The organism is Terriglobus saanensis SP1PR4 (assembly GCF_000179915.2).
In the GTDB taxonomy this organism is placed as follows: Bacteria; Acidobacteriota; Terriglobia; order Terriglobales; family Acidobacteriaceae; genus Terriglobus; species Terriglobus saanensis.
This window is the reverse complement of sequence record NC_014963.1, coordinates 227,015-243,559: the sequence shown is the minus strand read 5'-3', so window position 1 is coordinate 243,559 and position 16,545 is coordinate 227,015. Positions and strand designations below refer to the sequence as shown.

General features: G+C 58.9%; 8 protein-coding genes. 2 read left to right on the top strand and 6 right to left on the bottom strand.

Annotated elements, in window-relative coordinates; translation table 11 throughout:
• Positions 1-6 precede the first annotated feature (6 nt).
• Positions 7-3,411 (bottom strand): TonB-dependent receptor, encoded by a 3,405-nt coding sequence (locus ACIPR4_RS01010; RefSeq protein ID WP_013566779.1) that lies wholly within the window; start codon positions 3,409-3,411, stop codon positions 7-9.
• A gap of 171 nt (positions 3,412-3,582) precedes the next feature.
• Between ACIPR4_RS01010 and ACIPR4_RS01005 the strand changes: the two genes are divergently transcribed.
• Entirely contained in the window at positions 3,583-5,979 is a 2,397-nt protein-coding gene (locus tag ACIPR4_RS01005; protein WP_013566778.1) for a hypothetical protein, read from the top strand.
• Positions 5,980-6,108: 129 nt separating this feature from the next.
• Entirely contained in the window at positions 6,109-9,261 is a 3,153-nt protein-coding gene (locus ACIPR4_RS01000) for a ligand-binding sensor domain-containing diguanylate cyclase (protein WP_013566777.1), read from the top strand.
• A gap of 62 nt (positions 9,262-9,323) precedes the next feature.
• On the opposite strand, the gene ACIPR4_RS00995 is transcribed toward ACIPR4_RS01000, so the two are convergent.
• From ACIPR4_RS00995 to ACIPR4_RS00975, 5 genes are all read right to left on the bottom strand, one after another.
• Positions 9,324-12,440: an efflux RND transporter permease subunit gene (locus tag ACIPR4_RS00995; protein ID WP_013566776.1), complete on the bottom strand. Its 3,117-nt coding sequence runs from the start codon at positions 12,438-12,440 to the stop codon at positions 9,324-9,326.
• 2 nt (positions 12,441-12,442) lie between these two features.
• The gene (locus tag ACIPR4_RS00990) at positions 12,443-13,540 is read right to left on the bottom strand and encodes an efflux RND transporter periplasmic adaptor subunit (RefSeq protein ID WP_013566775.1); all 1,098 of its coding nucleotides are present in this window, start codon (positions 13,538-13,540) and stop codon (positions 12,443-12,445) included.
• Positions 13,537-14,724, bottom strand: a complete 1,188-nt coding sequence (locus ACIPR4_RS00985) for a TolC family protein (protein ID WP_245536415.1) — start codon at positions 14,722-14,724, stop codon at positions 13,537-13,539. The genes ACIPR4_RS00990 and ACIPR4_RS00985 overlap by 4 nt, the downstream gene beginning before the upstream one ends.
• Before the next feature lie 149 nt (positions 14,725-14,873).
• Entirely contained in the window at positions 14,874-15,176 is a 303-nt protein-coding gene (locus ACIPR4_RS00980) for a hypothetical protein (RefSeq protein WP_013566773.1), read from the bottom strand.
• Positions 15,177-15,358: 182 nt separating this feature from the next.
• Positions 15,359-16,540 (bottom strand): nucleotidyltransferase domain-containing protein, encoded by a 1,182-nt coding sequence (locus tag ACIPR4_RS00975; RefSeq protein ID WP_013566772.1) that lies wholly within the window; start codon positions 16,538-16,540, stop codon positions 15,359-15,361.
• Between the last annotated feature and the right edge of the window lie 5 nt (positions 16,541-16,545).

Below are 16,545 nucleotides of genomic sequence, written 5' to 3'. Positions count from 1 at the left end.
TGTTGCTTAGAACAGCAGCTTTGCTCCGAACTGGAGCTGGCGCGGTGTATTGGCCTGCGAGGTAATTTGTCCGAAGCTGGTGGAATTAACGCTGGTGTTAGGCGAAGCGAATTGCACGTGGTTGAAGGCGTTGAAGGCCTCGCCTCGCAGCTGCAGAGTCGTTTCGCGGTAGGGGTGGAACTCCTTGAAGAGAGAGAGGTCCGTCGTTACAAGGCGTGGAGACAGGAGCCGCGACACGTAAGCTGGAGAGTTCCCCAGGGTAAATGCCGCAGGCTGCGAGAAAGCGGCGGTATTGAAGTACTTCGCCAGCCGCTTGTGAATGTCGCCCGAGAGCGTCGGGTTCGTTCCGTCGTAGTTTGCGTACTCCGTCGGATTGCCTAGTCCGGAGACGTTGCTTGCCGTGATCTGCAGGGGGTTGCCGCTCTGGAAGGTGCTGATGCCGTTCACCTGCCAGCCACCGATCAGAGCGTCGAGCGCTCGCGGCATCTGTCCGCCAAAGTGGCGACCGATACCCACGGGCAGCTGGTAGGTATAACCCGCCACGAGGCGGTGCGGTGTGTGCTGCGAGGCCACCGCGTAGTCGGCCGAAGGGTTATAGCTGTCCTGATGCGTCGTGTTTGTGTCGAAGGTCTTGGAGAAGACGTAGCTTGCGTTGACCTGCAGACCTGCGCCGAAGCGTTTGTCGTATTTCACCTGCAAGGAGTCATACTTTGTCTGGCCTCCCGGCTGGAAGAGGGGCAAGACGCTGGTGAACTGTGGATACGGCTTCAAGAGCTGCCCGCGACTGACCTGCGCTGCTGCGAGCGTACCGCTTGTGATCACGCCAAAGAACGGATTCGCAACGAGGTCGTTCAGCTTGGAACCGAGTGAGAGGGCCGACGTTGGAAGCTGATCGAAGTCGATGCCACCTTCGCGGCTCTGCTGTAGCTTGAGGCCGTGATTGCCCGCGTAGCCGATCTGGATATGAGAGTTTCCTGGAAGCTCCCGGTCGAAGTTGAGCAGGTACTGCTCTGTATAAGGAGTGACGGTGTTCCGAAGGAAGCCTTCGATCTGTCCGCCTGCGCCCGTAGCGAGACCCTGCGATGCTCCCGGTACGGGCTGGAATCCTGAGGGAAAGGGATTGTCGAGCGTGTTGTAGGGAGTGATGTTGTCCAGCGTGCTGACCCACGTGTTCTGCACACGGAAGCCGAAGGGCCCGACCGTACCGGCGGCCGCCTGCGGCGAAGGACCGTAGACGATGCCGAAGCCTGCATGGATGACCGTCTTCGGATCGACGGCATACGCTACACCGAAGCGCGGAGCGAAGTTATTGGCGTCGTAGTTGGTCTGGTGCCGGTCGTGTCCGTTGACGCCGACAAAGACCAGGCCGCCTTGTAGACCAGTGATCCCGGAAGGCTGCGCCAGTGGCGAAGGCGCCGTGGGGTCGAAGTAGTTGATGCGGTTATAGCGGTCCGTTCTGGGCGTGTCGAGATCGTAGCGCATACCGAAGCTCAGGGTCAGCTTGGGTGTGATGCGCCAGTCGTCCTGCGCATAGGCTCCGTAGTAGTAGCTCTGCGAGGCGACGTCTTTGAAGTTCTGAATTAGATCGCCGGTGCCGGTGCCCAGAAGCAGGGACGCGATGGAGTTACCCGCCGAGACGCTCGCCGTGCTGGGGTTCGGCCCCTGCGTGAAGCCGGAGGTAAAGGTGAAGTCGCCGGAGGTATCGCGTGTCTCACGATCGTTCACGCGGATGAGACGAGCATCCAGACCGAACTTGAAGGTATGGTTGCCATGCACCCAAGTAAGGCTCTGTGGCAGGCTATAGGTCATGAAGGCGTTGTGGCGATTGTCCGCGTTGCCCAGCTGTACGTAACCGCTTGCGGCGAAGACGGGAAAAATGGGAAGACCGCCACCGGTGTTTAACGCTGTAGGAAGACCGAGATCGCTGGCCTGGAAGCCAAGACCGGCGTTGAGATAGTCGTAGAGGGCGCGAGAGAAACCGAGGCGCACGTCATAGAGCAGATGCGAGCTGGGCGCGATGGTGTAATCGACAACGAAGTTACGCATCCAGTCGCGCTGCTCGATGCGGCTCTCCGCCTTACTGATTGCTGCGGGAAAGAAGGGCTGCGGCGTGTCGTCGTAGAAACGGTCGGAGTAGCGGGCGAAGACCGTCTGGTTATGCGGCAGCGTGTAGTCGAGCCGCACGTCCCAGCCGTCGATCCGGTTGTCTTCGGTGCTGGTGGCGAAGTAGTTGTTCGCACCTGTGAGCGTGTTGCCGGTCGCAGTCGGCAGCGGATAGTAGTTCATGACGTTCTGGCCGACTTTGCTCAAGCCGGAAGTGATCTTGTTGCCTACGAAGGCGTCGCGCATATAACCGCCTGCAGGATTGGCGCGCGTGGTGAAGGGATTGTAGATCTTAACCAGCGCACCGGTGGAGGTGAAGGTCTGCGAGAAGTCGCCCTGCCGCTGCAACAGCGTCGGCACTGTGGTGGTGGTGGAGATGGCGCTGCTCTGGCGAAGAAGCTCTGCCGAGACGAGGAAAAACAGCTTGTCATGCAGGATAGGGCCGTTGAGCACGCCACCGAACTGGTTTCTCTGAAAGGTCGGGAGTGCCTTTCCATTCAACTTCGAGAAGTAGTCGTTCGCATCCAAAGTAGAGTTACGGGCAAACTCGAAGAGGGAGCCGTGGAAGGCGTTCGTACCGCTCTTGAAGACGGTATTCAGAATGCCGCCAAGGCTGCGTCCGAACTCGGCAGGATAGTTCTGCCCCAGAACACGGAACTGGTTGATCGCATCGACCGACGGGAAAACTCCGACGCCGGAGTTGCCGTTAACCGTTGGGAATCCACCGGGGATGCCGTCCACCAGAACATCCGTATATCCCTGGCGGCTGCCATTGATCGAATAGCTGATGGAGTTGTAGTTGTTGCCCACAGATCCGGAGAAGCCTGGGGTAAGCGCAATCAGGGCGTACGGATTGCAGGAGTTGAGCGGGAGATTGCGGATCTCGGAACCAGTGACCACGTCGCTCAGCGTCGCGTCGGAAGCTTCAACCGCATTCGTATCCGCAACCACGCTGACCGTGCTGGACGATGCGCCTAACTCGAGGGCGACCTCCTGGTTTGCCTTCTGTCCGACATCGAGCGTGATGCCGGTCTGCACATAGTGCGCGAAGCCGGGGGCTTCCACGTCCAGGCGATAATGGGCAGGCGCAAGATTGAGCACGTTGTACTCTCCGCCTGCACTCGCCGAGACCGTCTGGGTAATGTTGGTGTCGACGTTCGTCACTGTTACGCGAGCTCCGGGAATGACGGCCCCGGTCTTATCGTGGATCGTTCCGCTCATCGTGGCGTTCACCGCCTGAGCACTCAACCGCACTGCGGCAAAAAGAAAGAGAAAGAAAGCAACGGAAAAAAGGCGACTGCGAGACATAACCATCCTTGAAGTTCCCAATCATTCAGGCGAGGTTGTGTAAGGTTCCGGGAAGACCCTTACTATGTGAGGAGCAAATGTTTTGAAGTCTGAATGTAAAGTAAATTACGTTATTACGTAAATCAACCCGGACATCTGACCTAGTTTGCCTAACTCCTTCAGGAGCAGCGCATGTTCTCTCGAAACCTCGACTCTTGCGCTGCCTGCTTCGCATTTTTGTTAGCGCTTACTTCCGTGGCTCAGAATCCTGTCCTCGTCGCCAGCCCCGCCACGCCGATCGAGCGACAATACCTCACCTTCCTCAAGCGCGAGACCGCGCGACGCACCAATTCGAATTGGCAGATCACTCCGCATTTAGCGCAGAGTTCCCCCGCACGCACTGCTGTCCTCGGCACGATTGTCCTCGGTACAGTTGCGGAGATGGAAGAGCTGCTTCCCAGGCCTCTCTTTTTGCAATGGCAAGCGCGGCACGCTCCGGTCACGGCAAACCCCGAAGGCTACACCGTCACACCGCTGGGCAAACACCTTGTCGTCCTTGCGGGAAACACGCCGCGCGCGGAGCTCTTCGCTGCTGGCTGGCTTCTGCGGAACACGCGCTTCACGGAAAGCGCCATGACGCTGCCCATGCCCAAGGCCTTCTACACCGCACCGGAGAAACCTGTCCGCGGTTACCAGATCGGGTATCGCATGAAGAACAACACTTATGACGCCTGGACGCTTGCCCAGTTTGAGCAGCAGATGCTGGACCTCGCCGTCTTCGGACTAAACACTGTGCAGTTCGTTGCACCGATCTCGGATGACAATCCCACCAGTCCTCTCTTTCCCGCGCCCGCGCAGGAGATGATCGAGGGCGTTTCGCGCCTCTCGCAGCAGTACGGCCTTCGCTTCGACCTGTTCTATCCCGAGATGGCGAAGGACTACACGGACACCGTCCAGTTCTCAGCTGAGTTAAAGCAGTTCGAAGCTCTCGTAAAGTCTCTGCCGCTGATCGACTCTGTCCACGTCCCCGGCGGAGACCCCGGTCATACCGCACCTGAGGTTTTGTTTCCGCTGTTGCAGAGAGAGGCGGAGATCCTGCACCGTTATCACCCGAAGGCCGCGATCTGGGTCTCCGCGCAGGGCTTTACTGGTCTGCGCTACAAGCGATTTTATGAGCTTCTCGCGGACAAGCCCGCGTGGCTCACCGGCATCTTCTTCGGTCCGCAGTCGCGCGAATCCATGGAGCAGCAACGCGCTGCCATTCCGCCGCAGTATCCGCTTGAGTTCTACCCCGACACAGCCCACACGATGCACGCGCAGTTCCCCGTTCCACAGTGGGACCCGATCTTTGCGCTCACCGAAGGTCGCGAGCCCATCGGCCCTCGGCCTGCGGCGTTCGAGCACATTTATAAACGCTTCGGCGCCCTAAACTCCGGCTTCATCGTTTACTCCGAAGGCGTCAACGACGACGTGAATAAATTTCTATGGGGAAGCTGGGGCTGGTCCTCCGTTACGAACACTCATGGAACCCTCGTCGAATATGCGCGTTATCTTCTCCACCTCAAGGACGCCACCGCGGAGCATGTAGCGCGTGGCATCGAGGAACTTGAGCAGAACTGGAACGGCCCACTGCTCCAGAACACCGGCATTCCAAAGACCCTTGCCCTGCTGGAAAGTGCAAACGTCTCGGCTGACAACTGGCGCTGGAACTCTCTCTTGTACCGCGCACGCTACGACGCCTATCTTCAGCTTAGGCGCCGCCGCGAACTCGCCTCGGAGACTGCCGCACTCGCGGCTCTATCAACAGATGGGACCAGCAACGAACGTATCGCCGCTGCCCGCCACGCACTCGCCGATACTGAAGCTTCGACGGAAGAGTCTCGGCTTCACGATGCGCTCTTCTCTCTCGCCGACAAGCTCTTTCACGAGGTGGGCCTGCAGCTCAGTGTTCCGAAGTACGGTGCCTCCAACTGGGAGCGCGGCGCGAATCTCGACCGCGTCGGTACCGCTCTTAGCAGTCGTAGCTGGATTGAAGCAAAGCTCTCTTCCGCTGAGGCACTCTCCACTGAAGGCGATAAGACCACGGCCCTCAAAGCCATTACCCATTGGAAAGACCCGCGCCCCCGCACTTTGTACGACGACCTCGGCGACCCGAGTGCCGAGCCGCACCTTGTTCGTGGCAAGGGCTGGCTCGCCGATCCCGAGATGTACCACACCGCCATCGACGGGATTGCCGACGAAACCCTCGAAAAGGGGTGGAACCTCGCCTCCCTCAGCTATGCGGAGACGCTCTACGAAGAGCCGCTTACCCTTCACTACGACTATCTGGACGCCACCACCATTTACACCCTGCGAATCAACTATGCAGGCGAAGGCTACACGCTGCCCATGCGCATTCTTGCCAACGGAAAGACGGAGGTGCAGTCCTTCCGTGTCCGCACCACGAATCCGGAGATTGTCGAAATCGCTCTGCCCAAAGGCATCACCAGCACCGGAAGCCTCACGCTGCAGTGGCTTCGCGCGAACGGCGCGGGCGGCGGCGGTCGGGGTGGGCAGATCGCCGAAACCTGGCTCATCCCTTCGAAGTGATCCGGCGAGCGTTCCGAGATCGCTACAGCAAACCTTTGCTTGTCCTGACACAATGGGGGGAGAGACGATCACCAATCCAGCTTCTAAGATCGAGATACGCTCACCCTCCTTTGGTGAAGAATGGATCGAATGCGACCGACGAACAGTTTCCTGCTTTGGGCAGGCGTGTGCATTTTGTCCACCGCATTGCAGTGCGCGACGGCTGCCGCACAACCTGATTTCGCTCTCTCCGCAAAAACGCTGGAAAGCGTCTCGGACCTCGACTTTGTCAGTCTGAATACACGCGATACACTGCCCCATCAGTCGGTCTATGCCTTCACGCAGGACACGCGAGGCTACGTATGGATCGCGACGTATGGCGGTCTTTCGCGCTTCGATGGAAGCCACCTCCACACCTACGCTCACGATTCGAAGCTCCCGAGTTCCCTTCCGAACAACAGTGTTCGCGCACTTGTGCCCGGGCCCGATGGCGACGTGTGGATCGGTACGGACAACGCAGGGGTAGCGCTCTATCGCGCCTCTACCGATTCTTTCGAGGCGCTGCCGGATCTTCCACCTTCGCTTGCGAATGCGAGAATTTACGCGATGATCTCGGACGGTCATGGAGGTCTGTGGGCGGGCGGCCAGTTTGGACTCTTTCACTACGAACCGAGTTCTCATGCGTACGAGGTCTATTTAGGCGTGGGAAGTCATCCAGGTGTTGCTGGATTTGACCTGAAGCACGTCTTCTCCCTTTTTTTAGACCGCAGTGGCTCGCTGTGGGTAGGAGGCGATGCGGGTTTGCAGGTCAAACGCGCCAATGCGAAGAAGTTTGTGGATGTTCTCGGTCTGGAAGGCGAAGGTGAGGTCGGAGCGCGGCCTTTTGTCTGGTCTTTCCTGCAGGACAAGTCGGGCAAGCTCTGGGTCGGTTGCGACCACGTCGGCCTGGCGACCTACGACCCAAATGCGCATGTGCTGCGCGGCGTTCCGAAACTTGCGGGTCTTAGATCGCAGATTGGGGAACACACCGTTCGCGGCCTGTTCGAACATGCGTCGGGTCAGTTGTGGATTGCAACGTACGGCGCTGGCATGTTGACCTATGACATGAAGAACGGCGACATTCGTTCATTCACGAAGGGCTCAGGCAAACCCTATCCGCTGAAGAATAATTTTCTGCGTGGACTCTTCAAGGACCGGTCCGGTGTGCTCTGGATCGCGAGCGATAACGGTGTTTCGACGCTCAACGACTCGACGCGCGGCATCTACCAGATCCATCCCTCGCTCGTGCATCCAGACGCGCAGTCCGGTACGGAGATTCGCAGTGTGGGCCAAGCCTACGGCAAGGTGTGGGTCGGTTTCGATCAGGGTGAGTTTGGAACGCTGGAGAAGAACGCCAAGGTAAAGCAGGTAATGCCTGCGACTCCGGGACAGAGCACGAGCCGCGAGATTCTTGCCATCGTAGGAAATGATCAAGAAGGCAGCCGAAGCGCTGGTACAAAGACTGTCTACGCTTCGGGCACAGGGCTCTTTCAAGTCGATCTGGCAAAGAACAGCTATCGGCCTGTTCCTGATCCCCTCGTAGCCAAGGAGGTTGTCAGCGCTCCTACTCTGGATGGCGAGAAGGTCTGGGCTGGAACGTATAACGGTCTGTACGTCTACGACTCCGAGACGAAAAAGGGCTTCATGTATCGCCATGATCCCGCCGATCCCTTCAGCCTGCCGGAGAATGACGTTCGTCGGGTGTTGCACGCGCGGGATGGACGGCTATGGTTGAGCACACGTACGGGGCTGGATGTGCGCGATCCGTTGACCGGCCACTTTCAGGCTTTTCGGCACTCGTCGAAGAGTGACTCCATTCCAGGCGACAACGTGTGGGTGATGAAAGAAGACCACAACGGCAGACTGTGGGTTGCGACTACGGACGCTGGTCTTGCCGTGCTGTGGAACTGGACACCCGAAGGCACACCGATCTTTCGCACCATCGATAAGCGCAATGGATTGCCCTCCGACTCCGTCCTTACGATGGCGCTTGGAAAGGACGGTCGTATCTGGGTCAATACTGCAGCGGGACTTGCAGTAATTAGTCCTGAAACGCTGGCCGTGCAGGTCTTTTCGGTAGGAGAAGGTCTGCGGAGCATCTCGCAGAAGCTGTTTGGCTCCATTGTGCTGGATGATGGAGCGCTTCTCTTTCTAGGGGCGGAGGGATTGATCGGCGTTCTGCCCGATCGCCTGGAACAACGGAGCTACCGCGCGCCCCTAGTGATGACTAATCTTCAGTTGCAGCATGACACGCGCTCAAGCACCGTGGCTGCTTACGAATCTGCGAACCGCAGCATTCGCCTGGATGCCGCGCATCGTGGCTTTGAAGCGAGCTTTGCCCTGCTGGATTTCACGGCTCCGGAGAGCATGCGCTACTCCCACAAGCTGGTGGGAGTCGATAAAGACTGGGTTCCCTTTGCGGAGGGTCACGACAGCATCAGTTACAGCGACCTTCCAGCGGGAAACTTCACGCTGATGGCGCGCGCGGTCAGCCGTTCAGGCCTGGGCCCTGTAATTGAGTCTGCATTTCCAATCGAAGCACCGAAGCTGTGGACTGAGACGCTGCCCTTCCGCATGCTCCTGGTCCTGTTTGCCTGCCTTGTGATTTATCTTCTCGTACGTGTCCGTACGGCGGTGCTGGAACGGAGACGACAACAGCTTGAGGCAGAGATTGCACAGCGGACCCTGGAGCTGAACGACCAGAGAGATAAGCTGCAGGTCGCCAACAGCCTTCTCAACCAACTGGCATCGCGCGATTCTCTGACGAACCTGTTCAACCGGCGTCACTTTATTGCTCTGCTCGACACCGAGCTGGCGCGGAGCAAACGCACCGCGCAGACCTTCTCGCTCCTGCTTCTGGACATCGATCACTTCAAGTCCGTCAACGATACGTATGGGCATCTCGCGGGCGACACCGTCATTCAGACCATCGCCGCGCGCATCTCCACCTCTCTGCGTGCGACGGACACGCTGGCGCGCTTTGGGGGCGAGGAGTACATCGTTCTTCTTCCCAACACGGCTGTGCCGCAGGCAACGGCTTTGGCCCTGCGTATTCTTTCGGCCATCGCATCCACGCCGATTGAGATCGAAGGATTTCTGATCAACGCAAGCGTCAGCATCGGATGCGCGGAGGCAGACATCAAGGGCACGACGACAATGCTTCTGGAGAGAGCTGACCTGGCGCTCTACGCGGCCAAGCGCGGCGGAAGAAACTGCCTGCGCGTTGCGGGCACGCCCTCCACCGAAACGACGTCGACGCATTAAACCAAAAAGCCGAGCGCGACAACTGGCGCTCGGCTTTGCTCTGGCTTCTTTGAGGATGGAACTCACTCTGATTCGACGCTGACCTCCGCCGGTTTTGTTCCTGCGGTCATCAGAGGGATCAGAAAGAGCACCGCCAGGACAGTGGTGACCATGCCTCCCACGACGACGCGGGCGAGTGGCTGTTGCGCCTGTGCGCCGATGCCATTCATCACCGCCGCAGGCAGCAGGCCGAGACCTGCCGACAGACAGGCCATCATCACGGGACGCAACTCGTCGAGCGCACCTATGCGTAGAGCTTCCGCCTTGGGGTGTGGATGCGCGCGTTGCGTGCGTCGAATGCCCGAGAGGAAGACCACGGCGGCAAGCGTTGCGACACCGATGAGCGAGGTGAATCCAACGGCCGCCGAGATACTGAAGGACGTATGTGTAATCAGCAGACCGAGGATGCCACCGATGGCGCAGAACGGAAGCGTTGCCAGAACGATCAACGCGTCCACCCAGCGCTGGAACTGCAAGTAGAGGAGTAGAAAGATCACGAGCAGACTGATCGGGATAATGACAGCAAGCCTCTGCTGTTCCTTGCGCAGTGAATCAAACTCCCCGGCCCAGGCAAAGGAGTATCCCTGCGGCAGTTTGATTTTGTCGTGGATCTGATGTTGTAGATCTTCGATGGTCGCGGACAGATCTCGCCCGCGCACACTGAATTTGATGGGGATGTAGCGGCGTCCGCCTTCACGATAGATCATGAAGCTGCCTTCACGAATCGCCACGTCGGCGACCTGCGAGAGCGACACGTGTCCTCCATCCGGTGTGGGCAGGAGGATGCGTCCGACCGCTTCAGGCGTGGAGCGGTCCGACTCCGGATAGCGCAGAGCGATATCGAAGCGACGATCGCCTTCCACCATCTGCGTAATCGGAGAGCCACCGACCGCAGCCTGAATCGCAGCATTCACGTCTGAGGGCGAGATGCCGTATCGCGCTGCATGTTCGCGGTTCAGATTGATCACCATGCTTGGCTGACCGTTAACCTTGAAGATGCCTACGTCGGTGACACCGCGCACCTGTTCCATGACCGTTTGAATCTGGTTGGCCATGCGCGTGAGATCGTCGAGGTTGTCGCCGAAGAGCTTGAGTGAGTTTTCGCCTTTGACTCCGCTCATGGCCTCTTCCACATTGTCCTGAATCGCCTGCGAGAAACCGAAGGCGGCGCCGGGGTATTTGGAGAAGGCGTGCTGCATTTCTTCGATGAGTTTGTCTTTGTCGCCGTGGAGTTCGCTCGGCCATTCGCTCGATGGCTTGAGCTGAACACCGAATTCCAGATTGTTGAAGGTTGTGACGTCTGTGCCATCGTCCGGGCGACCGACCTGGGAGACGACCTGCGTGATCTCAGGAAACTTCGCCATATCGGCGCGAAGCTGGTCACCAAGCGCCGCTGCACGCTCGAAAGAAATATCCTGCGGAAGTGTGACGCGGATCCAAAGATTGCCTTCTTCGAGCGGCGGCATAAACTCGCCACCGACGGCGAAGACAAAGAGCAGGACCGCTCCGATCATTGCGACTGCGGCGACGCCCCAGATGAGTTTGGGCACGCGGAAGATGCCGTCAAGCATGTAGGCGTAATGATGTGAGAAGAAGCGGCTGAGCCACGTGCCCTCATCTTCGTGCGAGGTATGGGTTTGCTTCGTCGACTCTGCTACTGGCGGCTGCTTTTTGGCGAAGACGTCGCTGAGTACAGGAGCAAAGACGAGAGCGAAAATCAAGGCACCCGTGAGCGCAAATCCGTACGTCACTGACATGGGAGCGAAGATCTTGCCGGGGACGCCCTGCATGGTGAAGAGAGGGATGAAGGCGACAAGAATGATCAGTGTGGAGAAGAGTACGGGACGGGCTGCGTCCTGTACGCCCTGCACAATGGCGCCTGCCGTCGTCTGTCCGGGCTCGCACCGCGAGAGTCTGCGGAAGGAGCTTTCGAGCACGATGATGGACGCGTCCACCAGAATACCGAAGTCAATCGCGCCGATGGAGATGAGGTTGGCCGAGTGTCCGGTGAGCGCCATCATCGAAAACGAGAACAGCACCGCGAAAGGAATCGTGGCTGCGGCGATGAGCGTTGTGCGGAGATCACCCAGCATGAGCAGGAGGATCAGCGTCACAAGGAAAAGACCGGTAAGGATGACGTGCTTCACGGTGTGCGTGGTCAGATCGATCAGACGTGTGCGGTCATAGATCGTGCTGATATGCATTCCAGGTGGAAGCAGCGAGCCGGTGTTGAGCTCTCCGATTTTTTTCTTGAGGGCTTCCAGTGCGGGGATGCTCTGCTCGTCCTTCTGCAGCAGAACGATGGCTTCGACGATGTCCTTCTGATCGTTGCGGCCGATCTTGCCGAGACGCGGTTGGAAGCCTTCCTTCACCGTGGCCACATCGCGAACGAGCACGGGCGTGCCGTTCTTTTGGGCAACGACGACTGCGCCGACATCGTCCATATTCCGCAGCAGGCCGATGGAGCGAACGTTTACGTTCTGATCGCCGATGGAGAGATAGTTTCCACCAGCGTTGGCATTGCTGCTTTGGATCGCCGTGATGACCTGGGGCAGGGTGACGCCGTACGCCAGCAGCTTGTCGGGATCTGGCTGGACCTGGTATTGCTTCGTCGTTCCACCGAAGGTAGTGATATCGACGACGCCGGGGACCTGCTTGAGTTCGCGACGAACGAGCCAGTCCTGCGTTGCCTTCAGATCGTTGAGCGAGTACGGACCGCTGAGCTGATAGCGATAGATCTCACCGATGGGCGACCAGGGCGAGAGCTGCGGCTGCAGGTTCATCGGGAGTTGCAGCGTCTGTAGGCGTGCCAGAACTTCCTGACGGTCGCGGAAGAGTTCGCTGGAGAATTTGAAGTACAGCTTGACGTCGCTTAGACCGAAGATGCTGATGGAGCGGATCTGTTCCAGCTGCGGTGTTCCGTTGAGTGTGAGTTCAATGGGAGCCGTAACCTGTTGCTCGATCTCTTCGGCCGACCAAGCAGGATTCTGCGTGATGATTTCGACGAGCGGTGGAGAGGGATCGGGATAGGCTTCGACGTCGAGCTTCAGAGCGCCGAAGGTGCCCGCTGCAAGAGCAGCCGCGAGCACGATCAGAACCATGGTGCGATAGCGGAGAAGAGCTTTCAGAAGTGAGGCCACGCTTAGTCTCCTACCGGTTGCCGCAGAAACGCTGCGCCTTCGGTTACGATCCTGTCGCCGTCATGGAGACCTGAGACGATCTCAATCTGCTTGCCGCGCGTGGGTCCTGTGACGACCTGCCGTAGTGTGTACTTGCCTGCAGAGGACGGAATGTAGACCTCGGTGACATCGCCGTCGTGCAGAACGGCTTCGACCGGCACGAGGATGCGCATCACCGATGGCCGAGCAATACGAAGTGTCGCAAACATGGCGGGCTTCAGGCGATGACCGGGATTCGCCAACACAACGCGGACCTTCACCGCGTGCGTTGTGGGATCGAGCGAGTCGCCGATGTTGGCGATCGTGCCGTGGAAGGTCTCACCCGGATAAGCGGAGAAGAGTATGTCCACGGGGCGATGCAAAGGCACAGCGCCGAGGTCGTGCTCGAAGAGATCGCCGGTGATCCAGACGGTGTCCAGGTTGGCGACGGTAGCGATGGCGTTCGTCGTCTCCAACGAGCGCTGCATCTCTCCGCTTGCGGTGCCAACTTCCAGCGCCGTGCCGGTGATGGGTGAGGTGATGGCGGTCATGTCCGACGTACCGTTTTCGGAGAATCCAAGTTCATGGATACGCTGGCGCGCACGTTCCTGCTCGGCATGTGCCGCGTCATCTGCGGCCTGAAGCTCCTGAAAGTCTGCCTGCGACATGACTTCATGCGCGACCAGAAGCTTGCCGCGCTCCAGAGCATGATCGGCCCGGAGTGTTTCGATGTGTGCTTTCTCGAAATCAGCACGTGCCTGCGCGACATCGCCGCTCTGCAGCATAGCAATGGCCTGGCCCTTCCGCACTTCCTGGCCCGCGGTCAGTTTGAGATTCAAAAGACGTCCGCTGAGCGGAGCGTAGATGTGCACCAGATGCTCGGGATCTGCTTCTACACGTCCGGGAATTTCCAGTGTGTCGCCGATGTTTTGTGAGTGGACTGTTTCCACCTTCAGATTGGCCTTGGGCAGGTCCGGGACCGGTGCAGCATCGTGCTTGCAACCTGCAAGTCCGAGAGGAAGAAGACAACCGAATGCGAATACCCGGAAACCGAATGGGGACGTGACGCGAAACCTGTTCATGGAAGGATCTCCGTATGTGTGGCGTAGCTGAGTTGCTCGAGCGAGAGCAGGAGCTGCAGATCTGCATTTAGAGCTGTGAGGTTGATCTGTCGATAGTCGGAGAGGGCGCTGAGGTAGTCAAGCAGGGTTGCGTTGCCGTTGCGATAACTGAACTGCAGGTTGTCGCGAACGTGCGCCGCTTCCGCCAGATACTTGGACCGATAGCGCGCTGCCTGAGACTGCGCGGCGAGATACCCAGCCCAGGCGCTGTCCACATCGGAAAGCACCTGGTTCTGTAAGGCGGTCAGCGCAAGTCGGCTGCTCTCCAACTCATACTTCGCACGCTCTTTCTCTCCCTGGTTGCGATCGAAGATCCGCAGTGGAAAGTTGAGACTTGCACCGACGGTGTTTGCCCTTCCCGCACGCTCGTACTCGCCTTCCACCGTGGGGTCGGCCGTGCCGTTGGCGATGGCTTGCTTTACACCGGCGTTGCTGACGGCGACCTGTGCCTGCGAGGCCTTCAGATCAGGGCGATTCGCGAGGGCATCGCTGCGCAGTTGATCGATCGTCGTGGTCACCGTCGGCGGGTCGAGCGTTCCTGCAATATCGAACTGCTCGTTTGGAGTAGCCACGCCCATGAGAGTCTGCAAGGCGATGCTTCCCTGCCGCAGCGCCAACTGGGCGTTGTCCAGATCGGATTCAAAGCCGGCGAGCTGCAATTCCACGCGGTCGAAGTCGGTCTGGTCCATCGCGCCAGCGTCCAGACGCACCTTCATCAGAGCAACGGTTTTTTGGTAATCCGCGAGATTTTCCCGAGCGATCCCAAGCGCCTTTTGCGCAAAGAGCATGCGGGAAAAAGCCTGCCGGATGGAAAGATCGATTTGCCGCCGTTGATCATCCAGCTGGAAGCCGGTGAGCGCCGTGGTCGATCGGGCTGTTGCCAGGCGAGCATCCCGTTTGCCGCCGCGCTCAAAGAGACGCTGCACGCCAAACTGGTAGAACTCCGTGCCGTTCGGATCGCCAGGATCCAAAGTAGTCATCTGGGTCCCGAGCACTGCGTTCGGATTCTGCCGCAGGCCTGCAGTGATCTCCTGCGCGCGCACCGCAGAGAGATGCTGCGCGGCGGAGAGGAGGGTGGGATTGGCGCGGTGAGCGACCTCCAGCACCTGCGTGAGCGTGAGTGGTCCGGCAGCGGTGGAAGACACCGGTGCCGTTTGCGAAGACTGTGCGACGGCCGAAGCCGCGGCGCAACTTAAAAGACAAAGACAAATGATTCTGCGCACGATGAGTGCACCTCGCTGGTTCATGCCGTGGACGGCAGCTCAGGAATGGGAAGATTTAGAAGGGGACGTATTTACGCTACGCAGAGCGGTGGACGGAGGCGCTGAGACCGCGCTAGCCGGGCGGCGAGGGGACGCACATTCCAAAGATCTTTCCTGCCCAGGCGTGACTCGATTCCGAAACAAACCCAAAGCAGATACGCCACGATCGCGAACAAAAGATTCAGCCCAACCGACGCACCTTCATACGCGACGCGCCAGGTCTGCCCTGAAAGAGGCAACGAGGCCTGATCGGCCAGCAGAAGGTCGTCGTTCACGGAGATGACGGGTAAAAGGATGAAGCAGAGAAGAAGCGCCAGCAGGATGGCTGACACCATGGAGAGCCTGATTGTCCCTCGACGTACGCCACGGCACGTCGCTACGAGCGCAACGGACGCACACGCTAACCAGACAAAGTTTGAAACGAACTCCACACTTGCATCTTACAGCACCCCTTGCCAACTGAAAATTTTCCCCAAAACTCTGCCACTGCTTACACTTAGTCCGACACCAGGGACAGCTACGGGTTGGCCGTTCTCCACAACCATCGATAAACGAAGCGCAAGGGCGCCGCAACACGTGCCGCGCGCGAACTCAAGGAACCGCGCGAGGCGGCGGGCGCAAGTAACTGGTTATGAAGTCCCGTAAGCAACTGGCGAAACGAAGTACTCAAAAGGAGTTGCGAAAAGTAGACCTGGCGGAGCAGAAAAGGACCTTCGGCGATCTCCTGTTCCGCACCACCGAAGGTCAGGGTCTTCTGCGCGATCCTGTGGAGGAGGCGCACTGCGATGCCGGGCGCGGGCACCGTCGAGGGGAGTGGCGTTCCAAAGAGATCGTGCGCCATCATAAGCGCCTGGCACGCCGCTCGTTCCGTGTTCTGTTGCCGGGAGCGCTCCAGGAAAGGGGCCGCAAGATCAGGGTCGGACCGGAGCATCGCGGCGATATCCACGATCCACTTCAAGCGCGACCAGGCATGCGTAGAGCCGTGCGCACAGAGATAACAGAGAAGATCCAGATCTCCGAGCGTGCGCACGCGAATGCCCGGCGCGAAGGCGATCGTCTGCCATTCTGTTTCCGGATAACTCAATGGACCGAAACACGGATTAAGATGAAGCCGCCAATGAAGCTCCACCTGCGGCTTGCCTGGGCCGGGCTCGTATTCGTAATGGCTTCTGTAAATGCGGTACGCCTGAAGTTCGTGCGGAGTAGCGGAAGGTGGCGGAGCGGAGCGAATATGTCCGCTGCAGCGAAGCACTGCGTCCGCAGCTTCCAGCGACGCTTCGGGGATGAGGAGATCGATGTCCTTACCGTGGCGAAGATTCAAAGCGCCGTAGAGCTTCTGGCCGAGCGGCGCGCCTTTGACCGTCGCGACCCTGATGCCGGAAGCAGCCAGTTCTTCCGTGAGGTACGTCGCATAGCGAGCAGCGATCACGTTGTCACGTAGAAGTGTTAAGCTCGCCGCCTTCAATTCTTCCAGCACGACGAGGGGGACCAGGTCACCGTGCGTCGAGAGTGAGGAGAAGACAAGTCCTTTGACCCGATTGCGGTGAGCGATCCGAAGGAGCCGACTCCAGTCGATGGAAGAGCGGAGGAGTCTTTCCAATCGTTCGATGTGTACTTCTGTCTGCGGTCCACAGCAGGCTGCCACCACCACTTGAAATTCGATGGGAGTTTTCTCCAGCCATGACTTAACAGTTTGCATAGCCA